The organism is Streptomyces sp. NPDC014656, from assembly GCF_043084305.1.
Lineage (GTDB): Bacteria > Actinomycetota > Actinomycetes > Streptomycetales > Streptomycetaceae > Streptomyces.
The window spans coordinates 367,382-390,059 of the sequence record NZ_JBIBZN010000003.1 but is presented as its reverse complement, the minus strand read 5'-3'; the positions used below and the strand labels follow the sequence as shown (position 1 = coordinate 390,059).

Below are 22,678 nucleotides of genomic sequence, written 5' to 3'. Positions count from 1 at the left end.
AAGCCATGGACAGGTCCCTGGCCTGGATCCCGCGCACCGAGTTCGCGCGCGTCCTGGGACACGTCGACGACCCGTACGACCGGGCCCTCGCCTTCGCGGCGATGTCCCGGATCAACACCCTCTACATGATCTCCCGCGCCGGGTCGGGACACATCGGGTCCAGCTTCAGCGCCGCCGACGCGGTCAGCTGGCTGCTGCTGGAGGAACTGGACCGGCCTTTCGAGGACGGCGGCGACGTGTACTTCTCGTCGAAGGGCCACGACGCGCCCGGCCTGTACGCCGCGATGATCGCCCTCGGACGGCTCGACGAGGACCTGCTGCACCGGCTGCGGCGGATCGACGGACTGCCCGGACACCCCGACACCGGCACCCCCGGCATGCCCTTCAACACCGGCTCCCTGGGCATGGGCATCTCCAAGGCGAAGGGCCTGGTCCTCGCCCACCGCCTGGCCGGCCGGACCTCCCGGGTGGTGGTGATGACCGGCGACGGCGAACTGCAGGAGGGCCAGAACTGGGAGGCGCTGCCCGGCGCCGCGCGGTACGGGATGGGCGAACTGACCGTGGTCGTCGACCACAACCGCCTCCAGTCCGACACGTACGTCGCCGACGTCAGCGACCTCGGCGACCTGACCGGCAAGTTCACCGCCGCCGGCTGGGGCGTGCTGCACTGCGACGGCCACGACCCCCGGCAGCTGGAGAAGGCCTTCGCCCAGCGCGCCGGGGAGCACCCCGGGCGGCCCGTCGTGATCATCGCCGACACGGTGAAGGGCGGCGGCTGCCCCACCTTCGCCGCGACCTCGATGGCCCCCGGCGAATGGCGCTACCGCCACCACAGCGGCGCCCCCGCCCCGGAGGACCACGACGCCGCGCTCCGGGAGCTGACGGCCACCGCCGACGAACTGCTCCGCCGCCACGGCCTCGCGCCCCTCCGGCCGGAGACGCTCACCCTGGACCTGCCGGCGAAACCGGCCGGGACGCGGCTGCCCGAGCTGTACGGGCGGCTGCTCACCGAAGCGGCGCACGAGGATCCGCGGATCGTCGCGCTCGACGGCGACCTGGTGCTCGACACCGGGCTCATCCCCTTCCGCGACGCCCACCCGGACCGGTTCGTCGAATGCGGCATCGCCGAACAGGACATGGTCTCGATGGCGGGCGGCCTCGCGGCGGGCGGCCTGCGGCCCTTCGCCCACTCCTTCTCCTGCTTCCTGCACGCCCGGCCCAACGAGCACATCTACAACAACGCCACCGAGCGGCGGCCCGTGGTCTACGTCGGCTCGCTCGCCGGACTCCTGCCCGCAGGCCCCGGCCACTCGCACCAGGCCGTCCGCGACGTGTCGGCGCTGAGCGCCGTCCCCGGGCTGACCGTCCTGGAACCCTCCCACCCGGCCCAGCTGGCCGCCGTCCTGGACTACTGCCGGACCAGCGAGGACAGCGTCTACCTGCGGCTGTCCAGCCAGGTGGTCCCCGCCGAACTGGCCGGGCTGCCGCCCGCGCCCCTGGTGCCCGGCCGGGGACACGTCCTGCGGGCCGGCCGCGACGCGGTCGCCTTCGGCGCCGGACCGGTGGTCCTCGCCCAGCTCCTCGGCGCCGCCGGCCTCCTCGCCGCCGAGGGCGTCGAACTGACCGTGGTGGACCTGCCCTGGCACAACCGGATCGACCCGACGTGGCTGGACGAGCTGCTCACCGGCATCCGCCACGCCTTCGTGGTCGAGCACCAGTACGGCAGCGGCGGCCAGGCCGACCTGATCGCCCGGCAGCTGCTGGAGACCGGCACCTGGGACGGCGCCTCCTTCCGCGGCATCGGCCTCACCGACGTGCCGCGCTGCGGCACCGACGCGGAAGTCCTCGCCGCCCACGGCATGGACGCACCCCACCTGGCCCAACTGATCGGCGCGGACGTCCTCGGCCGCGGCCGCACCACCGAACCGACGGGAGACACACCGTGGAAACTGTCCGCAACGAACTGAACCGCCCGCCCGAGGAGCTCGTCGAGGCCTTCCGCGCGGTGCTCGCCGAGTACAGCCCCAGCTGCCTCGTCACCGACGCGCGCCGGCGGGTCGGCGCGATCGGCGGGCTGCTCCCCGTCAAGCACCACCACAAGATCGCCGGACCGGCGCTCACCGTCAACCTCTCGATCGACGACCTCGTCGACTGCATGCCGGTGCTCACCCGCGCCCGGCCCGGCGACGTCGTCGTGGTCGCCTGCCACGGCACCACCCGCACCGCCATGTGGGGGGGCCTGATGTCCACCCTCTCGAAGCAGATCGGACTGGCCGCCGGCATCGTCGACGGCGCCATCCGCGACGTCGACGAGATCCGCGACCTGGACTTCCCGGTCTGGTACCGAAGCACCGTCCCCCGGCCCTCCCCGACCGCCGTCCACGACCGCACCGAACCGGTCCAGGTGAACGTCCCGGTCGTGATCGACGGCCAGGTGATCAACCCCGGGGACATCGTGGTCGCCGACGAGAACGGCATCGCCGTCGTCCCGCGCGAGGACGCCGCGACCGTGCTCGAACGCACCCGGATGAACATCGACAGGGAACGGGTGATCCGCGACAAGATCGCCTCCGGCCTCTCCGTCGCCGAACTGATCGCCGAGTTCGGACACCTGTGATGCGCGTCTACGTCACCGGCGCCGACGGCATGCTCGGCACCGCGCTGCGCCACGAACTCGCGACCCGCCCGGAGACCGCCGACTGGCCCGTCCTCGGCGTCTCCCTCGCCGACTTCGACATCGGCGACGAGGCCGCCGTCCGCGACTCGATCGCCGACTTCCGCCCCGACGTGGTCGTGCACACCGCCGCCAACGCGGTCGTGGACTCCTGCGAACGGAACCCCGGACCCGCCCTGCGCGTCAACGTCGGCGGCACCCACCACGTCGCCGACGCCTGCCGGCGCCACGGCAGCCGGCTCGTCTACATCTCCAGCGACTACGTCTTCGACGGACGGGCCCCCGGGCCCGCCGGGTACAACGAGGACGACATCCCCGACCCGGTCAGCGTGTACGGCCTGAGCAAACTCGCCGGCGAACGGATCGTCGAGGCCGTCCCCGACCACCTCGTCGTGCGCACCTCCTGGCTGTACGGCGGCACCGACCCGCGCCTCGACCAGGTGCTCGCCGCCGCCCGCGAGTTCCTCGACGGCGGCCGGCCACGGCTGATCGACGACCAGTTCAGCAGCCCGACCTACCTCCCCGACCTGGCGTCCGCGCTCGTGGGACTGCTGCCCGGCGCCCTCGCCGTGCGCGGGCTGCTGCACATCGCCAACCGGGGCCGGGCCAGCTGGTACCAGGTGGGCATGGCCCTCGCCGAACGCCTCGGCACCGCCCACCCCGTGCCGATGTCCATGGACGACGCCGGATTCGTCGGCGGCCGGCCGCGCGACTCCCGCCTGGACAGCACCCGCGCGGCCGCCTTCGTCCACGCCATGCCCCACTGGACCGACGCCCTCGCCCGCTACTGCGCCCGGTTCACCGCCGCCGACCGGGGACCGGTGGACCACTGATGCCCCTGCCGTTCCTGCTGCTCGACTTCGACGGGGTCGTGTGCGACACCGAACGGGCCGCGCTGCTGGCCTGGCGGGACCTCTACGACCGGCTCGGGGTGCCCCTCGACGACGGCGTACGGGACCGGATGGTCGGCAACTCCGCCGGGGCCCGGGTCGCCCTGGCCGACCTGGCCTCCCGGCTGGGCCGGCCGGTCGGCGACGACGAATGGGCCTGGCAGCGCGAGCGGCGCGCCGCCCGGTGCGCCGCCGCCCCGGCCCGCCCCGGCGCGGAGCGGCTGCTGGACACCGCCGAGGGCGCCGCGATCGTGTCCAGCAGCCCGGCCGCCTGGGTGGAGGGGCACCTGCGACGCCTCGGCCTGCGGGACCGCTTCGCCTTCCTGGTGACCGGCGACGACACCGACCGGCACAAGCCGGCACCGGACCTCTACCTGCACGCGCTGGCCCGCGCCGGGGTCGGCGCCGGCGACGCGCTGGCCGTCGAGGACTCCCCGCCGGGGGTCCGCGCCGCCCGCGCCGCCCGCATACGCTGCGTGGCGGTGCCCTGGGAACCCGCCGGGGCACCCGGCGTGGCCGGCGCCGACGCGGTGCTGTCGAGCCTGAGCGAACTGGACCTGCGGCGCTACCGGCGCCACGAGGCGTGACGAGGTGTGACATTGGAGATCACGGCGGACAACGCCCTGGAGGAACTGTCCCGGCACGTCCTGATGGACGGCCTGGACCTCGTCCTCGACCTGGAACGCAGCCGCGGCAGCACGCTCGTCGACGCGCGCGGCGGCGAGGAGTACCTGGACCTGCTCACCTTCTACGGCTCCCTGCCCCTGGGCATGAACCACCCGGGCATGACCGGCGACCCGGCCTTCCTGGCCGAACTCACCCGGGCCGCCCTGCACAAGGTGACCAACTCCGACATCTACACCGCGCAGTACGCGCGGTTCGCGGCGGCGTTCAGCCGGGTGCTCGGCGACCCCCGGCTGCCGCACCTCTTCTTCATCGACGGCGGAGCCCTCGCGGTGGAGAACGCCCTCAAGGTGGCCTTCGACTGGCGGGACCGGCGCCCGCGCGCCGACCCGGCGGCACCCCTCGAAGTCCTGCACATGGAGGGCGCCTTCCACGGGCGCAGCGGCTACACGCTGAGCCTGACGAACACCTCGCCGACCGTGACCGCGCGCTTCCCGGCGTGGAGCTGGCCGCGCGTCCCGGTGCCCGGGCCCGGCGCCGAACGCGCGGCGGTCGAGGTCGCGCGCCGGCACCTGGAGGAGCGCGGCGACCGGATCGCCTGCTTCATCGCCGAGCCGGTCCAGGGAGCCGGCGGCGACCGGCACCTCGGCAGGGAGTTCCTGCTGCGCATGCAGGACCTCTGCCACGCGCACGACGTGCTCTTCGTCCTCGACGAGGTGCAGACCGGCTGCGGCGTCTCCGGCGCGCCGTGGACCTACCAACGGCTCGGCCTCGCCCCGGACGTGGTCGCCTTCGGCAAGAAGACCCAGGTCTGCGGCGTGATGGCGGGCGGCCGGGTGGACCAGGTGCCCGACGGCGCCCTGGCCGTGCCGGACCGCCTCGGATCCACCTGGGGCGGCAACACCGCGGACATGGTCCGCGCCACCCGCATCCTGGAGATCATCGAACGGGACGGCCTCGTGGAGGCCGCCGAGACCAAGGGCGCCCACCTGGGCAAGCTGCTCGCCGACCTGGCCGCCGCCCACCCGGCGCTCGTGAGCGGCGTGCGGGGCCTGGGCCTGATGTGGGCCTTCGACCTGCCGGACCCGGCGCTGCGCAAGGAGGTCCTGGACCGCCTGCGCCGCGAGCACCGGGTCCTGCTGCTGCCCGGCGGGCCGCGCGCCGTCCGTTTCCGCCCGGCCCTGACCATCGGGCTCGGCGAACTGGAGCGGGCGGTCGCCGCCGTGGACGCGGTCCTCAGCTCGACGGCCCCTTCGGGTACGGGGTCGTAGGGGTTGTCAGCCGCCGACGGCCGCGGCCAGAATACGGGCGGCTTTGAATTCCGGAAGCGAAAAAGGAGTGCGACGGCTCATGAGTAATCCGTTCGAGGATGAAAGTGCTTCCTACTGCGTTCTGGTCAATGCGGAACTGCAGTATTCATTGTGGCCGGATTTCGCGGAGGTCCCGGCCGGCTGGACCGTCGTCCTGCCGAGCACGACCCGGCAGAACTGCCTGGACTACGTGAACGAGAACTGGGTCGACATGCGCCCCAAGAGCCTGGTCGACGCGATGCGCCGGAGCGGCTGAAGCACCCGCGCCGGAACACGGCCAGGGATCGCCCCGCCTCGCGGGGTGCCCCCTGGCCGTCGTCTTTTCCCCCTCCGCGACAGCCGATAGCGCCCTGATAGCCGGTCGATGCGCCCGGCCGGAAACATGACTCGCGTCGGTGACCGTAATGGTCTTCCCCCTACTGACCTACGGGAGGAGTTCGCGGTGGAACTGGTGGAGCGCGAGGCGCAGTCGGCGCTGCTGACCGCACTGGCGGCAAAGGCGCGGGGCGGGCACGGACGCGCCGTCCTGGTCTCCGGACCGGTGGCGGCCGGCAAGAGCGTACTGGTGCACGATTTCGCCGACCGGGCCCCGGCCCTGGGCATGCTCGCGCTGACGGCGCTGGGATCCGAGGACGAGCGGCACCTGACCCTGGGAGTGATGCGGCAGCTCGTCGACGCCGCGCCGCTGGACCCCGCGGACCGGGCACGGGCCGTGGCGCTCATCGAGGACGGCGGGCGCGCCGCCCGGCACCCGGACCCCGGGGCGCCGGTGGACGCCGGCATCGTGCACGGGCTCTGCGCCGTCCTGCTGGACCTGGCCGAACGCCGCCCGCTGTACCTCGCCGTCGACGACGTCGAACGGGCCGACCCGGCCTCGCTGACCTGCCTGGCCTACCTGGCCCGGCGGCTGAACAGCGCCCGGGTGCTCGCGGTGTTCACCCACAGCGGCCACGGCTGCGACACCGACTTCCGCTTCGGGGCCGACCTGCTGAGACAGCCCCACTGCCACCGGGTCGAGGTGACCCGGCTGTCCCCGGCGGGCGTCCGGCGGCTGATCGCCCAGCACCTCGGCGAGACCGTCGCCGAGGCCCGGTCCGCCGACTGGTACGCCGCCGGCGGAGGCAACCCGCTGCTCGTCGAGGCGCTGGTCCGCGACCACCTCGGCGGCGACGAGGCGGGCCCGCGCTACCGCGAGGCCGTCCTGTCCTGCCTGCGCCGCGGCTGCCCGGACATGACCCGGGTGCTGAGCGGCTACGCGGTGCTCGGCACGCCGGCCGACCTGGAGGACCTGGACGCCCTGATCGGCCTCGGCCCCTCCCGCACCACCGAGGCGGTGCACGCGCTGATCGCCGGCGGACTGCTCACCATGGACGGATTCCGCCACGACGCCGCCCGAGAGGCGGTGACCGGCGCGATCGAGGCCGCCGACCTCGCCCGGCTGCACGCCCGGGCGGCCGTCCTCGCCCACGAACGCGGCGCCGGCACCGGGACGATCGCCGACCACCTGCTCCGGGCCGGAGCGCCGGCCGCCGGCGGCGCGCCGGCGGAGCCGTGGGCCCTGCCCGCCCTGGAGGACGCCGCCGGCCACGCCCTGCGCGAGGGCGCCGCCGACCGGGCCGTGGACTGCCTCCGGCTGGCCCGGCTGATCTGCGCGGACCCGCACCGGCGGGCGCGCCTCACCGCCGCCCTGGTCAGGGCCGAGTGGAGCATCAACCCCGGGGTGTCCGGCGGCCGGCTCGGCGAGCTCGTCGAGGCGCTGCGCGAGGGCCGCCTGCGGAGCGCCGACGCGCTGACGCTGGTACGGGCGCTGCTCTGGCACGGCCGCTTCGAACAGGCCCAGGAGGTCCTCGGCCGGCTGGCCGCCTCCGGGCGGCCGACGGACCCGGAGACCGCCACCGAACTGCAGATCACCCGGCGCCGGCTGCGGCACGCCTACCCGTCCTTCCTCGCCGCGCTCGGCCCGCGGCCCGCCGCCGGCCGGCCCCCCACCCACTCGGTGAGCGCCGACCGCAGGCTCCAGGCCGTGTCCGCGCTGGCCGCCGTGCTCTCCGAAGGGCCCCACCCGGAACCGGTCGGCGTGGCACAGCGGGTCCTCCACGGCACCCGGCCCGACGAACTCTCCACCGAGACCGTCGAAAGCGCCCTCCTCGCCCTCGCCTACAGCGGGCGGGCCGAGCGCGCGGCCCACTGGTGCGACGTCATCCTGGACCGCGCCCGGGCGCGCCGGCTGCCGGGCAGACAGGCCCGGCTCGGCGCGGTGCGGGCCGAGACGGCCCTGCGCCGGGGCGACCTCGTCGACGCCCGGCGGTACGCGGCCGAGGCGCTCGCCACCCTGCCGGCGATCAGCTGGGGGGTGACCGTCGGCGCCCCGCTGAGCACCCTGGTCCTGGCCACCACCGCGATGGGCCGCTACGACGAGGCCCAGACCTACCTCGACCACCGCGTGCCGGAGGCGATGTCCGACACCCGCTACGGCATGCACTACCTCCACGCGCGGGCGCGGTTCGGGCTGGCCACCGGGCACCTGGAGATGGCCCTGGAGGACCTGCGCCGGTGCGGTGCCACGCTGCGCCGCTGGGGGATGGACACGCCCGGCCTCATCCCGTGGCGCACCGACGTGGCCGAGGTGTACCTGGGCCTCGGCCGGCCGGACGACGCCCGGCGGATGCTGGAGGAGCAGGCCGCCCTGTTCCCCGTGATGCCGAACCGGGTCCGCGGCGCGGCGACCCGCGTCCTCGCCGGAGCCGGAGCGCCGGCGCACCGGCCGGCGCTGTTGCGCCGGGCGGCCGAACTGCTGCAGTCCGACGACGGCGACCGGTACGAACTCGCCCTGGCCTTCGCCGACCTGGCCCGCGCCTACCGCACCCTGGGCGAGTTCCGGCGCGCCGCCGCGGCCGAGCGCCGCGCCGTGATCGTGGCCGCCGACTGCCACGCCGAGGCGCTGGTCAGGGGCCTGGCGCTGGAGAGCCCCACGGCGGTGCCGGCCCGGCCCGACGGCGGGGACGGGCTCACCGAGGCCGAGCGCCGGGTGGCCGCGATGGCCGCGGTCGGCTGCTCCAACCGGGAGATAGCCGAGGGGCTGCACGTCACGGTCAGCACGGTCGAGCAGCACCTGACCCGCACGTACCGGAAGCTGCGCATCAGCCGGCGGGCGGACCTGCCGCCGCTGCTGGGCGGCCCGGCGCAGGGGGACCTCACCGACGCGGGCCGGCACTGAGCCCGGGAGGCCCCGGCCGGGCGGGGGACGGCGGCCGCGCGCCGTTCCCGCCGCCGTTTTCCTTTCCGCCGACGATATTTCGACAGAATGGCTCGGAATCCTTCTCGGAACCCGCCGTCAATCCCTTCGTCGCTTCCCGCCGCGCCCTCCCGGTCACTTCGGATTCGACGCTCTCTGGACAGAGCCGATCGGGTTGGGTAGATATGAGGTCGCTGCGTAGCTGACCGGCGGGAACTGTGTCGCGGATGTGAAGGACGGTCATGCGCTTTCGTTTACTCGGGCCGTTGGAAGTGGCCGGTCCCGGTGGCCCGGCGCTGATCACCGCCGAGCGTCAGCGCGTCGTCCTGGCGGTGCTGCTCCTGGAGCCCAACCGGATCGTGCCGACGGACCGGCTGGTCGACGCGGTCTGGGGCGCCTCCCCGCCGCCCACCGCGCGTGCCCAGATCCAGATCTGCGTCTCCATGGTCCGCGCCAGCATGGCGAAGGTCGGTCTGGACGAGGTCATCCTGACCAGGTCGCCCGGCTACCTCGCCGAGGTCGGGGACGACGAACTGGACCTCCAGGTCTTCGAGCGGGCCGCCGCGGCCGGACGCGCCGCCGCCGAGGAGGGCCGCTTCGACGAGGCGGCCGCCGCCTTCGAGACGGCGCTCGGGCTCTGGCGCGGATCCACGTGCTTCGGCGGCGGCATCACCAGCACGGCGCTCCAGGCACCGGCCGCGCGGCTGGACGAGCAGCGGCTGACCGTCGTCGAGCAGTGGGTGGAGGCCCGGCTGGCCCTCGGCCTGCACCAGCAGCTCGTGGCGAGGCTCATCGACCTGGTCATGCAGAACCCGCTGCGGGAACGGCTCCGCGGCCAGCTGATGGTGGCGCTGTCCCGGTCGGGCCGTCAGGCCGAGGCGCTGGAGGTCTACCGGCGCGGCCGGCGCGAGCTGGTCGACGAACTCGGCATCGAGCCGGGGGAGGAGCTGCGCCGGATCCAGGAGGCGATCCTGGCCGGCCGGCTGGAGGGCGCGACGCCGCCGCAGGCCGCCCCGGCCGCTGCCCCCGCCGCGTCACCGGCGCCCGCCCCCGTACCCCAGCCCGTGCCCGAGCCGGCGCCCGCTCCGGAGGCGCCGGCCGCCGCCTTCGTCGAACCGCCGGCGGTGCCCCGGCTGCTGCCCGGCGCCATCGCCGACTTCACCGGCCGCGACGAGCTGCTCGCCCGGCTCAGAGCAGGGCTGGAAGAGGCCGCGGAGACGTCCTACGCCCTGCGGATCGTGGCGATCACCGGCAAGGGGGGAGTCGGCAAGACCACCCTCGCGGTCCACCTCGGGCATTCGTTGGCGAATCGTTTCCCCGACGGCCAGATGTTCGCCAAGCTGCGCGGACCCTCGGCCCAGCCGATCCTGCCGACCCGCATCCTGGAACGCTTCCTGCGCAGCCTGGGGATACCGGGACCGGCCGTGCCGTCGAGCATCGAGGAAAGGGCGGAACTCTTCCGCAACCTGGTCGCCGACCGGCGCATGCTCATCGTCCTCGACGACGCCATCGACGAGGAGCAGGTGCGCTGGCTGTTACCCGGATCCTCCAACTGCCCGGTCCTCATCACGAGCCGGTCCCGGCTGGCCGGCCTGGAGGGCACGAGCTCCGTCCAGATCGACGTGTTCTCCACCGAGCAGGCGCTGCAGCTCCTCAGCCGGATCCTCGGCGCCGAGCGCATCCACAGCGAGATGTCCAGTGCCCTGCTGCTGATCAAGCAGTGCGGCAACCTCGCCCTGGCCCTGCGGATCGTGGCCGCCCGGCTGGCCGCCCGGCCGCACTGGCCGCTCAGCAAGATGGTGGCCAGGCTCGGTGACGAACGCCAGCGGCTGGACGAGCTGACCCACGGCGGGGTCGGCGTCCGGGCCGGCCTGGCCATGGCCTACCAGGGGCTGCCCCCCGAGGCGCAGCGCCTCTTCCGGCGGCTGTCCATGCTGGAGGCCGCGGAGTTCGCCGGCTGGGTCGCGGCCCCGCTGCTCGACGTCGCCGCGACGGAGGCCGAGGACACCCTGGAGTTCCTGGTGGACGCCCAGCTCGTCGACGTCGAGGTGGTGAAGGGCAGCCGCCCCCGCTACCGCCTGCACGACCTGGTGCGGGTCTACTCCCAGGAGTGCCTGGCCGAGCACGAGACCACCGCCGAGCGGACCGCCGTGCTCGGCCGGGTGCTCAGCACCTGGCTGTTCCTGGTGGAGGAGGCGCACCGGAGGGCGTACGGCGGGGACCACACGCTGATCCACGGTCAGGCCCCCCGCCTGCCGCTCGACCAGCCGGTCATCGACCGGGAACTCGCCGACCCGCTCCAGTGGTTCGAGGACGAGCGGGCCAGCCTGATCACGGCCGTCCGGCAGGCCGCCGGCGCGGGCCTCGACGAACTGTGCTGGGACCTGGCGCTCACCCTCGTCACGCTCTTCGAGATGTACGGCTACTTCGACGACTGGCGCGCCACGCACGAGATCGCGCTCGCGGTCACCCAGCACAACGACAACCGGCGCGGCCGGGCGGCGATGCTGTACTCCCTCGGCACCCTGCACATGTTCCAGTACGAACTGGACGAGGCCCACGGCCGGCTGGGGCTCGCCGGCGAACTGTTCCGGCGGGTCGGCGACCTCCACGGCGAAGGCCTCGCCCTGCGCAACCTCGCCTTCGTCGACCGGATCCAGGGCCGCCTCGACGAGGCGATGGCGGGATACGAGAAGGCGCTCGTCATGCTCCGCGAGGTGAACGACTCCACCGCCGAGGCGCACGTCCTGAGCAACATGGCGCAGATCCACCTGGACCGCGGCCTGACAGCCGAGGGCAAGCGCGTCATGGCCGACGGCCTCGCGGCGGTCGAGCGCTCGGGCAACCGGCGGGTGCGCGCGCAGATCCTGTGCCGCCTCGGCGAGGCCCACCTGCAGATCGGCGAGGTCACCGAGGCCGAGTACGTCTTCACCCGGGCGCTGGAGACCGTCCGCTCGGTCGGCGACCCGGTGGGGGAGTGCTACGTGCTGCGCGGACTCGCGATCGTGCGGTGGCGCCAGGGGAACCACGGCGCGGCCTACGAGATGCTGGAGCAGGCCATGGGGATCGCCACCCGGGCCCACGAGTACCTCGCCATCGGCCGGATCCGCCTCTCGCTCGGCGAGGTGGCCGCGGACCGGGGCGACCACGCGTGCGCGCGGGAGCACTTCGCCGCCGCCCTGGAGATCTTCGAGCGGATGCGGGCCACCCGGTGGCGGGAACAGACGCTGCGCCTGATGAGCGAGGTCGGCGCGGCCCCCGGCTCCGGCCCCGGCCCCGACGACGAGGCCGCCTACGCACGGGCGGGTGCGGGCTGAGGCCCGCGGACGGGACGCATCCGGTGTCCCGCCCACCAAGGACGCAATCGATGGGGCCGGTGTCACGTGAAACTGGGAGTGTGTGTCTCTGATGGAACCAACGGGCGGCCCGTCGACGGGCTGCCGGTCCGCATCGAAAGGCCGCGCCTGGACGCGTGGCAGACCGTGTGGCAGGGGCTGACCGGCAGCGACGGGCGGCTGGACCGCCCGCCCCGGCCGGAGGACGCCCCCGGGCCGTTCCGGCTGGTCCTGGAGACCGACCGGTATTTCACGACGCTCGGGATGCGGCCGTTCTACAGTCACATCGTGGTCGTGTTCACCGAGTGGGAGACGGACCGGGAGATCCCGATCGTCATCGCCCCCCACGGATACGCGGTGTGCGCCGTCGGCTCCTAGCCGCGGCGGAACGCCGAAGCACGACGACAGGCGACCCCGCCCAGGGCCGATCCCCGAGGGCGGCGCGGTCGCGCGAAGGCGATCCCTTCCCCGCCTCCCCCCACCGCCCCACGAGGGCGGGGCTCCCTCGACTCCCGGCGCTTAGCGAGTACTTAGCGTTCCGGTAGGAGGACGAAAAGGGGCCTCGCGAGACTGGAGACGTCCACCCGGCCTCCGGGTCACGAGTTTCCACAAGGGAGATCACCATGTTCGCTCTGCTGTGCACCCTGGCCGGTTTCGCGGGCGTCTGGACCGCGGACGACACCATCTGGGGCTGACCCCGACCGGGACCGGTCCCCGACCGGGGCCGTCCCCCGCCGGCGAGCGGGAACGCCCTCACGTACGGACGACGCAGGAAGTGACGCGGTGTTGATGGCAGGGGAAGAGCGGACGGCGACCCGACCGGGCCGCCGGGAAGGCGACGGCGGATGAGCATCTCGGTTCGGGTCATCGACTCCACCAACGGCTGCCCGGTCGCGGACCTGGCCGTCACGCTGCACGCCCGGGAACAGGGGGCCTGGGCCGCCGTGGCCCGGTCGCGCACCGACGGCACCGGCACGATCGGCTCGCTGTCCGGCGGGACGCTGCCGCGCGGCACCTACCGGCTCGTCTTCGAGACCGGCGCGTACTTCGCCGAGCGGGCCCTCGACAGCCTCTACCCGGAGGTCGTCGTCTCGCTGCGCTACCCGGGCGACCCCGGCCACCTGCACGTTCCGCTGCTGCTCAGCCCGTTCTCGTACACCACCTACCGGGGGCCCGCCCCCAGGCCGGCGGCAGCCGAACAGGCGTGAGGCCGCCCGGCGGTCCCCTCTTCCCCGCGCAAGCAGAAGGGATGGAACAGTTGTCGGACGCATCGCAGTCCACGCTTCACACCGTGCCCGTCGCGTCCCTGCTGCCGGCGGACTCGCCGCGCCTCTCGGGGCTCAGCGAGGGCCACGCACAGGCACTCGCGGAAAGCGGCACCGCGTTCGAACCGATCCTCGTGCACCGGGACACGGGCCGGGTCGTCGACGGCATGCACCGGCTCCGGGCCACGGTCCTGCGCGGGGAACCCCGCATCACCGTCCGCTACGTCGACGGACCGGTCGCCGACCTGTTCATCCGGTCGGTGCGGGCCAACGCCGCCCACGGCCTCCCCCTGACCCCGCAGGACCGCAGGGCGGCGGTCCTGCGCATCCTCACCACCCACCCCCACTGGTCGGACCGGGCCATCGCCGCCGTCGCCGGGGTGTCGCCGAAGACGGTAGGGGTCGTACGGGGGAGACGTTCGACTGAGGAATCTCCTCAGTCGAACCCCGCCCTCCCCCGCGTGGGCAGGGACGGCAGGGTGCGCCCCGCCGACATGCCGGAGCGCCGGGCGAGGGCCCGCTCGCTGCTGGCGGAGCGGCCCCGGGCGACCCTGCGCGAAGTGGCCCAGGAGGCCGGCGTCTCCGTCAGCACCGCCCACCGCCTGCGGCAGGAACTGCGCTCCTGCGCGCCGGTGCCCGACACGGACGGGCCGGACCCGGCCGCGCGCGAGGACCCCGTCCGCCTCGCCCCGCTCGTGGTCGCGGCGGCGCCCCGGTGCCCCGCCGCCGCGCCCCGCCCGCTCCCGGCGGACGCCACCGGGCGGGGCACCGCGCGCCTCCGGGTGCGGGCCATGGACGTCCTGGCCAACGACCCCTCCCTCCGCTTCACGGACAGCGGCCGCGCCCTGCTGCGCTGGCTCAACGGCCAGGCCCACGGGCTGGCGGCGGGCGAACAGCTGCTGGCCGCCGTCCCGCCGCACTGCGCCGGGGCCCTCACCGAGGTGGTGAGCCACTACGCCAGGGAGTGGGAGCGGCTGGCCGCCGGACTCCAGCGGACCGACCCGGTGGACGGGTCCTGGCGGGCGGTCCGGTGAGCCCCCTCCCGCGGGCGGACCGGCCGCGGGGCCTCCGTTCCCAGAGACAGGAGGCGAACACTTCTGCGGTGGTCACTTCGTGGCTACCGTGAGACGCGCAACGAGGGGGCGGACAGCGGGACTTCGCGGCCGTGCCCCCTCGCCCGGATCCGCTCCGCCGGTCCGGAGGGCACCGCCGCGCCGGGACGCGGGACGGTCCGCGAAGAGATCACCGACGGGCCCCACAAGGGCAGGCGCGATGTGTTCTGACAGGAGCAGCGTGAACATCTCGGTGGACGACGCCAGAGTCATGGCCAAGGCACTGTACGAGGCGCGTGCGACGGGCCGCCCCATTCCTCCCTTCACCGACGGGAACCCGGCGCTGGACGTGCACGACGGGTACGCCGTCCAGCGCGAACTCGTCGCGATGCTGACCGGGGCCGGCGACCGCGTCGTCGGCTACAAGGCGGGGCTCACCTCCGCCCCGATGCAGGAGCTGTTCGGCGTCGACACCCCGGACTACGGGCCGGTCCTCGGGTCGACCGTGTACGGGAACGGAGCCACCACACCGGGCGGCGCGTTCATCGCGCCCAAGGTCGAGGCGGAGATCGTCTTCCGGCTCGGCAGCCCCCTCCGGGGCCCCGGGGTCACCCTGGACGAGGCCCGGGAGGCGATCGCCGAGGTGATGGCGGGCCTGGAGATCGTCGACTCCCGGATCGAGGACTGGCGGATCCGGCTCGCGGACACCGTCGCCGACCTCGCGTCGAACGGCGCGGTGGTGCTCGGCCCGCCGGCCGCCCTGCCCGAGGACCGCGACACCCGCCTCATCGGCATGGCCTTCTCCCGCAACGGCGAGCTCGTCGCGACCGGAGCCGGCGCCGCCGCGCTGGGCGACCCGGTCGCGGTGGTCGCGTGGCTGGCCAACGTCCTCGGCGAGCACGGAGTGACGCTCGAAGCGGGACAGCTGATCATGACGGGCGCCCTCCACGCCGCGGTCGCGATGTGCCCCGGCGACCGTTTCGTGGCCGAGTTCGACCGGCTGGGCACCGTCACTCTTCACGTGGGCGACGCGTAGGCCACCGGCGCTCCCCAAGGCGAGAACCTGTAGAGAGGGAAGGGCGATGCAGCCATGAAGCGAACCGGGCGCCTGCCCGTGGCCGTCCTCGGCGCCGGCCTCATCGGCGTCGATCTGGCAGAGAAGATCATGCGTTCGGAGTTCCTCGACTGCCGCATGGTCGTGGGACGCGACGAGAACACGCCGGGCCTGCGGCAGGCGGCCGACCTCGGCCTTCCCATCGGAACGCGCGGTGTCGAGTCCCTCCTGGACGCCCCGGAACCGTTCGCCGTCGTCTTCGACGCGACCAACGCCATGGCCCACGCCGAGCACGCGGAGCGCCTGCGCCGGGCCGGCGTGAAGCTCGTGGACCTGACGCCGAGCAAGGTCGGCCGGATGGTGATCCCGAGCGTGAACGGCGCCGAGGTCCTCCACTGCGACGACATCAACATGATCAGCTGCGGCGGCCAGGCGTCGATACCGATCCTGCACGCGCTCACCCAGGCACACCGGGTCGAGTACGTCGAGGTCGTCACGACGGCCGCCAGCCCCAGCGTCGGACGCTCCACCCGGCTCAACCTCGACGAGTACGTCGAGACCACCCAGGACGCCGTCCGCGACTTCACCGGAGTCAAGGACGTCAAGGCCATCCTCAACATCAGCCCGGCCAGACCGCCGGCCACCTTCCGGGTCGCCATGTCCGTGCTCGGCGAGGGATTCGCCGCCGCCTCGGTGTCCGCGGCCGTGACGGCCGCCGCCGAGCGGGTGCGCTCCTTCGTCCGGGGCTACCGGATCACCGCCTGCGTCGTGGAGGAGGGCAAGGTGTTCGTCGCCGCCGAGGTCACCTCCTCCGGCGGACGCATCCCCCGCTACGCCGGCAACCTCGACATCATCAACTCCGCCGCGGTCCACATCGCCGAGCAGTGCGCGGCGGCCGGCCCGGCGCGCACCGGTACGGAGACGTCATGAGCGCAGCAGCTTCGCCCGGCGGCCCCGGGAAGCGGGTACTCCTTTACGACGCGTCCCTCCGCGACGGCCACCACGCCGTCCGCCACCAGCTGGACGGCGGACAGCTGCGGGCCTACGCGAGCGCGGCGGACGCCGCCGGCGTCCCCGTGGTCGAGATCGGGCACGGCAACGGCCTGGGGGCCTCCTCCCTCCAGGTCGGGCAGGCCCGGCTCGGCGACGACGAGATGCTGTCGATCGTCCGCGAGGCCCTGCGCGACAGCAGGATGGCCGTCTTCATGCTGCCCGGCTGGGGCACCACAGCGGACCTGGAGCGGGCCATCGCCCACCAGGTGGACGTGGTCAGGATCGGCACCCACTGCACCGAGGGAGACCTCGCCGAACGACACCTGGGCTTCCTCCGCGAACAGGGCGTCGAAGCCCAGGCCGTGCTCCTGATGAGCCACATGGCCACGCCCGAACGGCTGGCCCGCGAGTGCGCCCGGCTGGTGGAGTTCGGCGCGAACGCCGTCGGCATCATGGACTCCTCCGGCCACTACCTCCCGGCCGACGTCACGGAACGCGTCGCCGCCATGCGGGAGGCCGTCGACGTCCCGGTGATGTTCCACGCCCACAACAACCTCGGCATGGCGGTCGCCAACTCGGTCGCCGCCGTGGAGGCGGGCGCGGACATCCTCGACGCCTGCGCCCGCGGATTCGGGGCGGGCGCGGGGAACACCCAGCTGGAGGTCCTGGTGCCGGTGCTGGAACGGATGGGCTTCACCACCGGGATCGACCTGTACGGACTCCTGGACGCCGCCGACCTCGCCGAGCGCGAGCTCATGCCGGCCCCGCCCGCCATCGACTCGCTGAGCGTCGTCAGCGGCCTGGCCGGCGTGTTCTCCGGGTTCAAGAACCGGGTCCTGGACATCGCGCGGCGCGAGGACGTCGACCCGCGCGACGTCTTCTTCGAACTGGGCAGGCGGCAGGCCGTCGCGGGCCAGGAGGACCTGATCGTCGAGGTGGCCCTCGGCCTGAAGGCGGCACGAGGTGCGTGAGAGCAGCGGCCCCGCGGCTCTCCGCCGGGCGAGGACAACGGGGGAGGAGCAGCCGTGTACGACGAACTGAAGGACATCCTGGTCGCAGACCTGCAGGTGCGCGAGGAGGACGTCGCGCCCACCGCCACCCGCGAGGAGGTCGGGCTCGACTCCCTGGCGGTGCTGGAACTCGCCACCGCGCTGAACGAGCGGCTCGGCATCGAGGTCCACGACTACGAACTGCTGGACGCCGGAACCCTCGCCGACGTGGCCCGTCTGATGGCCGAACGGCGCCCCGGGGGCTGAGCCCCACCGTCGATCCCGGCGCCGCCCGCACGACCGGGCGCGGCGGCGCCCCCTCCATCGGGAGTCCCCATGACCTCTCCACCCCTGCGCGCGGTCCTGGAGACCGTCGCCTCCTACCGACCCTCCGCCGGCGTCCACGACCCGGCCGCGCGCCCCCGCCCGCTGTCGGCGAACGAGTCGCCGCACACCCCCCTCCCCGGCATCGTCGAGGCGGTCGCCGGGGCGGGCGCCACGGTGAACCGCTACCCGGACCCCGGCTGCGGGGAACTGGTCCGCGCCCTCGCCCGCGCCCACGGCGTCACGGAGGACCGGATCGCGGTCGGCGCCGGCTCCGTCGCCCTCCTGCAGACCCTGTTCCAGGCGGTCGCCGACCCCGGCGCCGAAGCCGTTCACGCCTGGCCGTCCTTCGAGGTCTACCCCACGCTCGCCGCCCTGGCCGGCGTGGAGTCCGTCCGGGTGCCGCTCACCGGCGAGACCCACGACCTCGCGGCCATGGCCGACCGGATCACCGACCGGACCCGGCTCGTCGTCGTGTGCAACCCCAACAACCCGACCGGCACGGTCGTCGGCCCCGAGGAGCTGCGGAAGTTCCTCGGCTCGGTGCCGCCGACCTGCCTGGTCGCGGTGGACGAGGCGTACCACGAGTACGTCCGCGGACCGGCGGCGGCGAGCGCGCTGCCGCTGTGCGCCGACCACCCGAACCTCGTCGTGCTGCGCACCTTCTCGAAGGCGTACGGACTGGCCGGACTGCGGACCGGATACCTGGTGGGCGACCCCCGCGTCGTCGAGGGCCTGCGCAAGGCGGCCCTGCCCTACGCGGTGAACAGCGTCGCCCAGCGGGCGGCCGTCGCCGCCCTCGGCCTGGAGGACCAGCTGCTGCGGCGGGTCGACGCCACCGTCGCCGAACGCGTCCGCGTCCGCGACGCCCTGCTGCGCGCCGGCTGGGAGGTCCCGGACAGCCAGGCCAACTTCCTCTGGCTGCGCCTCGACGGGGACGCCGCCGCCTTCGGCGCGTGGTGCGCGGACCGGGACGTCGCCGTCCGGGCCTTCCCGGGCGTGGGCGTCCGCGTGTCGATCGGCTCCCCCGAGGACGACGACCAGTTCCTCGCCGCGGCGGACGCGTGGCGCTCCCCGGAGCGGACGCCCCCGGCGGGACGGGAGGCGCGGGCATGACCACCGTGCACCCCGCCCCCGCCCCCGCCCCCGCCCCCGCCCCCGCCCCCGGCGTCCCGGCCACGGAGACCACGGGGCCCTCCCGCCACGTGGTCGTCGCCCCGGGCATGTGCAGCGGCGGCTCCCTGGTCTTCGGCCGCATCGGGGACTGGACCTGGGAGGTGGTGAGCGAGTCGTGCCGGATCAACGTCCACGCGGCCCGCACCGCCGACGGGGCCCCCGCCTACCTCTCCTTCTACTACTTCCACGTGCGCGGCGGCGACGTCGTCCACCCGCACGGACTCACCTTCGGCGACGAACTCCGGGTCGACTCCCGGGCCTTCCGGTTCGGCAGCCAGTCGGTCATCACCCTGCACCGGCTCGCCCCCGCGGGACTGGACCTCCCCGACGGACCGCTGGACCCGGAGGAGGTGTACGCCGACCCGCACCCGGACTGCCTCTACGCCGAGAACTTCAACCGCTGGATCGCCCGCACCACCGCCGGCAGCAACCAGGGCCTCGCCCAGGTCACACCGCCCGGCTTCGCCTACCAGGACCTGCCGGCGCTGCCCAACGCCCACTCCCCCCGGTCCCTCGTCGGCCGCGCCCGGGCCACCGGAAGCTTCCACCCCGACGGTCCCCCCGGCTTCCACGAGGACGGACCGCCCCGGACCTTCCCGTACGCCCTCGACGTGGTCCGCGACCTCAACGGCGCCGGACTCATGTACTTCGCCTCGTACTTCGCCGTCTTCGACACCATGCTGCTGCGCCTGTGGCGCTCGCTGGGACGGACCGACGAGGAGTTCCTGCGGCGCAAGGTGCTCGACCAGAAGATCGGCTACTTCGGCAACGCCGACCCCGGCACCGTCTTCACGGTCACCGTCCGCCGCTGGATCCGCACCGGGGCGCCGGGGACCGAGGTCGCCGACATGGCCCTGCGCGACGCGGCCACCGGGCAGCTGATCGCCGTCACCGCGATCGAGACCGCGACCGGCCCCGGGCGGACCGCATGGCCGGCGACCACGTGAGCGGCGGCGCCCCCGGCGCGACGGTGTGGCTGACCGGCCTGCCCAGCGCGGGCAAGACCACCGTCGCGCGCGGCGCGGCCGCCGCGCTCCGCTCCGCCGGACGCCGGGTGCACGTCCTGGACGGCGACGAACTGCGCGCCCACCTCACGGCCGACCTCGGCTTCTCCCGCGAGGACCGGGACGCCAACGTCGCCCGCGTCGGCTACGTCGCCCAGCTCCTCGCCTCCCACGGCGTGACCGTGCTGGTCCCCGTCATCGCGCCGTACGCCGACGCCCGCCGGGCGGTGCGCGAACGGCACGCCGCCGCCGGCACCCCCTACGTCGAGGTGCACGTGGCGACGCCGGTCGAGGTGTGCGCCACCCGGGACGTGAAGGGCCTGTACGCCCGGCAGGCGCGCGGCGAGCTCTCCGGACTGACCGGAGTGGACGATCCGTACGAGCCGCCGGCCGCACCGGACCTGCGGCTCCCGGCGCACGAGCAGAGCAGGGCGGAGTCGGCGCGATCGCTGGTCGCGCTGCTGCGGGAGAAGGGGCTGGCATGACGACCGCGACGCAACGGTCCGTACGGACCGACGACCCGTACACACCGACCCACGCGGACGTGTTGGAGTCGGAGGCGGTGCACATCCTCCGCGAGGTGGCGGGGGAGTTCGAACGGCCGGTGATCCTCTTCTCCGGCGGCAAGGACTCCATCGTCATGCTCCACCTGGCGCTGAAGGCCTTCGCCCCCGCCCCCGTGCCCTTCGCACTGCTCCACGTGGACACCGGGCACAACTTCCCCGAGGTCCTGGAGTACCGCGACCGCGCCGTGGCCGCGCACGGGCTGCGCCTCCACGTCGCGTCCGTGCAGGACTACATCGACCGCGGGGTCCTCAAGGAGCGCCCCGACGGCACCCGCAACCCGCTGCAGACGCTGCCGCTGACCGACACCATCCGGTCGGAACGCTTCGACGCGGTCCTCGGCGGCGGCCGGCGCGACGAGGAGAAGGCCCGCGCCAAGGAACGGGTGTTCAGCCTCCGCGACCGCTTCTCGCAGTGGGACCCGCGCCGCCAGCGCCCCGAGCTGTGGCAGCTGTACAACGGCCGGCACGCCCCCGGCGAGCACGTCCGCGTCTTCCCGCTCTCCGACTGGACCGAGCTGGACGTCTGGCAGTACATCGCCCGCGAGGGCATCGAACTGCCCGGCATCTACTTCGCCCACGAGCGCGAGGTCTTCCGGCGCTCCGGGATGTGGCTGCCCGTGGGCGCGTGGGGCGACCCGGAGGACGGCGAGACCGTCGAGAAGCGGCGCGTCCGCTACCGCACCGTGGGCGACATGTCCTGCACCGGCGCCGTCGACTCCGACGCGGTGACCCTGGACCAGGTGATCGCGGAGATCACCACGTCCCGGCTGACCGAGCGGGGCGCCACCCGCGCCGACGACAAGCTCTCCGAGGCCTCCATGGAGGACCGCAAGCGCGAGGGGTACTTCTGAGCATGACCAGGACCACCGAACTCCCGGCCCCCACCCTCCTGCGGTTCGCCACCGCGGGCTCCGTCGACGACGGCAAGTCCACCCTCGTCGGCCGCCTCCTGCACGACTCCAAGTCGGTCCTCGCCGACCAGCTGGAGGCCGTGGAGCGGGCCTCCGCCGTCCGGGGCCGCCCGGCGCCCGACCTCGCCCTGCTCACCGACGGCCTGCGCGCCGAACGCGAACAGGGCATCACGATCGACGTCGCCTACCGCTACTTCGCCACCCCGAAGCGGCGGTTCATCCTGGCCGACACCCCCGGGCACGTGCAGTACACCCGCAACATGGTCACCGGCGCCTCCACCGCCCAGCTGACCGTGATCCTGGTCGACGCCCGCAACGGCGTCGTCGAGCAGACCCGCCGGCACGCCGCCATCGCCGCCCTGCTCCGCGTCCCGCACGTCGTCCTGGCGGTCAACAAGATGGACCTGGTCGGCCACCGCGAGGCGGTGTTCGCCACGATCGTGGCCGAGTTCTCGGCGCACGCGGCCGACCTGGGGATCCCCGAGGTCACCGCGATCCCGATCTCCGCCCTGAACGGGGACAACGTGGTGGAGCCCTCGGCGGTCATGGACTGGTACAGCGGCCCGACGGTGCTGGAGCACGTGGAGTCGGTGCCCGTCGGCCCCGACCCGGCCGGCGGCAGGGCCCGGCTCCCCGTCCAGTACGTCATCCGCCCGCAGACCGCCGAACACCCCGACTACCGCGGCTACGCCGGCCGGATCGCCGCCGGCGTGCTCCAGGTCGGCGAGCCGGTCACGGTCCTGCCGTCCGGCCGCACGACGAGGATCGCCGGCATCGACCTGCTCGGCAGGCCGGTCGACTCCGCGCGGACCGGCCAGTCGGTGACCGTCCTCCTGGAGGACGACCTCGACGTCTCGCGCGGGGACCTGATCGTGCCGACGGCGGACGCCCCGGCGACCACCCCGACCATCGACGCGACGGTCTGCCACGTCGCCGACCGGGCGCTCGCCGCCGGGGACCGCGTCCTGCTCAAGCACGGCACCCGCACCGTCAAGGCCATCGTCGAGGCCATCCCCGCCCGGCTCGCCCTCGACGACCTGTCCCTGCGGCCCCACTCCGGGCGGCTCGTCGCCAACGACATCGGCCGCGTCAGGATCCGCACCGCCGAGCCGCTGCCCGTCGACGCCTACGCCGAATCGCGCCGCACCGGCTCGTTCATCCTGATCGACCCCGCCGACGGCACCACCCTGACCGCGGGCATGGTCGGCGCGTCCTTCGCCGCCCCCGAACCGGCCGGGGACACCGCCGCCGACGCCGGCTGGGACTTCTGAGCCCC

At 74.1% G+C, this 22,678-nt stretch carries 20 protein-coding genes; all 20 read left to right on the top strand.

Going from position 1 to position 22,678, the window contains the following annotated elements; translation table 11 throughout:
• Positions 1–5 precede the first annotated feature (5 nt).
• The 20 genes from ACF1ED_RS09075 to ACF1ED_RS08980 all read left to right on the top strand — a co-directional run bounded on the left by ACF1ED_RS09075 (position 6) and on the right by ACF1ED_RS08980 (position 22,673).
• Positions 6–1,967: a transketolase C-terminal domain-containing protein gene (locus tag ACF1ED_RS09075; RefSeq protein WP_391758131.1), complete on the top strand. Its 1,962-nt coding sequence runs from the start codon at positions 6–8 to the stop codon at positions 1,965–1,967.
• Positions 1,943–2,617, top strand: coding sequence for an RraA family protein (locus ACF1ED_RS09070; protein WP_391758129.1), 675 nt, complete (start codon positions 1,943–1,945; stop codon positions 2,615–2,617). The genes ACF1ED_RS09075 and ACF1ED_RS09070 overlap by 25 nt, the downstream gene beginning before the upstream one ends.
• On the top strand, positions 2,617–3,507 hold the full coding sequence (locus ACF1ED_RS09065; RefSeq protein ID WP_391758128.1) for an SDR family oxidoreductase: 891 nt from the start codon (positions 2,617–2,619) through the stop codon (positions 3,505–3,507). Before ACF1ED_RS09070 ends, ACF1ED_RS09065 begins: the two co-directional genes overlap by 1 nt.
• Positions 3,507–4,151: an HAD family hydrolase gene (locus tag ACF1ED_RS09060; RefSeq protein ID WP_391758126.1), complete on the top strand. Its 645-nt coding sequence runs from the start codon at positions 3,507–3,509 to the stop codon at positions 4,149–4,151. Before ACF1ED_RS09065 ends, ACF1ED_RS09060 begins: the two co-directional genes overlap by 1 nt.
• 6 nt (positions 4,152–4,157) lie before the next feature.
• Positions 4,158–5,459 carry an L-lysine 6-transaminase gene (gene lat, locus ACF1ED_RS09055; RefSeq protein WP_391758124.1) on the top strand — a complete coding sequence of 434 codons (1,302 nt, stop codon included), beginning with the start codon at positions 4,158–4,160 and terminating at the stop codon, positions 5,457–5,459.
• Between the two features lie 79 nt (positions 5,460–5,538).
• The gene (locus ACF1ED_RS09050; RefSeq protein ID WP_391758122.1) at positions 5,539–5,754 is read left to right on the top strand and encodes an MbtH family protein; all 216 of its coding nucleotides are present in this window, start codon (positions 5,539–5,541) and stop codon (positions 5,752–5,754) included.
• Positions 5,755–5,940: 186 nt separating this feature from the next.
• On the top strand, positions 5,941–8,715 hold the full coding sequence (locus ACF1ED_RS09045) for an AAA family ATPase (protein WP_391758121.1): 2,775 nt from the start codon (positions 5,941–5,943) through the stop codon (positions 8,713–8,715).
• Between the two features lie 260 nt (positions 8,716–8,975).
• A complete protein-coding gene (locus ACF1ED_RS09040; protein ID WP_391758119.1) occupies positions 8,976–12,050 on the top strand; it encodes a BTAD domain-containing putative transcriptional regulator in 3,075 nt (1,024 codons plus the stop codon).
• 78 nt (positions 12,051–12,128) lie between these two features.
• Complete coding sequence (locus ACF1ED_RS09035; RefSeq protein WP_391758117.1) at positions 12,129–12,446, top strand: hydroxyisourate hydrolase; 318 nt, start codon at positions 12,129–12,131, stop codon at positions 12,444–12,446.
• 467 nt (positions 12,447–12,913) lie between these two features.
• Positions 12,914–13,276 (top strand): hydroxyisourate hydrolase, encoded by a 363-nt coding sequence (gene uraH / locus ACF1ED_RS09030; RefSeq protein WP_391758115.1) that lies wholly within the window; start codon positions 12,914–12,916, stop codon positions 13,274–13,276.
• A gap of 83 nt (positions 13,277–13,359) precedes the next feature.
• Positions 13,360–14,367: a helix-turn-helix domain-containing protein gene (locus ACF1ED_RS09025; RefSeq protein ID WP_391758114.1), complete on the top strand. Its 1,008-nt coding sequence runs from the start codon at positions 13,360–13,362 to the stop codon at positions 14,365–14,367.
• 289 nt (positions 14,368–14,656) lie between these two features.
• Positions 14,657–15,421 (top strand): 2-keto-4-pentenoate hydratase, encoded by a 765-nt coding sequence (locus ACF1ED_RS09020; protein WP_391758112.1) that lies wholly within the window; start codon positions 14,657–14,659, stop codon positions 15,419–15,421.
• Between the two features lie 54 nt (positions 15,422–15,475).
• A complete protein-coding gene (locus ACF1ED_RS09015; RefSeq protein ID WP_391758110.1) occupies positions 15,476–16,369 on the top strand; it encodes an acetaldehyde dehydrogenase (acetylating) in 894 nt (297 codons plus the stop codon).
• The gene (gene dmpG / locus ACF1ED_RS09010) at positions 16,366–17,403 is read left to right on the top strand and encodes a 4-hydroxy-2-oxovalerate aldolase (protein ID WP_391758108.1); all 1,038 of its coding nucleotides are present in this window, start codon (positions 16,366–16,368) and stop codon (positions 17,401–17,403) included. Before ACF1ED_RS09015 ends, dmpG begins: the two co-directional genes overlap by 4 nt.
• A 54-nt stretch (positions 17,404–17,457) precedes the next feature.
• Positions 17,458–17,688: an acyl carrier protein gene (locus ACF1ED_RS09005; RefSeq protein WP_391758106.1), complete on the top strand. Its 231-nt coding sequence runs from the start codon at positions 17,458–17,460 to the stop codon at positions 17,686–17,688.
• Between the two features lie 69 nt (positions 17,689–17,757).
• Positions 17,758–18,861, top strand: a complete 1,104-nt coding sequence (locus ACF1ED_RS09000) for a histidinol-phosphate transaminase (RefSeq protein WP_391758104.1) — start codon at positions 17,758–17,760, stop codon at positions 18,859–18,861.
• Entirely contained in the window at positions 18,858–19,868 is a 1,011-nt protein-coding gene (locus tag ACF1ED_RS08995; RefSeq protein ID WP_391758102.1) for an LnmK family bifunctional acyltransferase/decarboxylase, read from the top strand. Before ACF1ED_RS09000 ends, ACF1ED_RS08995 begins: the two co-directional genes overlap by 4 nt.
• Positions 19,850–20,410, top strand: a complete 561-nt coding sequence (gene cysC, locus ACF1ED_RS08990; protein ID WP_391758100.1) for an adenylyl-sulfate kinase — start codon at positions 19,850–19,852, stop codon at positions 20,408–20,410. The genes ACF1ED_RS08995 and cysC overlap by 19 nt, the downstream gene beginning before the upstream one ends.
• Entirely contained in the window at positions 20,407–21,342 is a 936-nt protein-coding gene (gene cysD, locus ACF1ED_RS08985) for a sulfate adenylyltransferase subunit CysD (protein ID WP_391758098.1), read from the top strand. The genes cysC and cysD overlap by 4 nt, the downstream gene beginning before the upstream one ends.
• Before the next feature lie 2 nt (positions 21,343–21,344).
• Positions 21,345–22,673 carry a sulfate adenylyltransferase subunit 1 gene (locus ACF1ED_RS08980; RefSeq protein ID WP_391758096.1) on the top strand — a complete coding sequence of 443 codons (1,329 nt, stop codon included), beginning with the start codon at positions 21,345–21,347 and terminating at the stop codon, positions 22,671–22,673.
• Positions 22,674–22,678 lie beyond the last annotated feature (5 nt).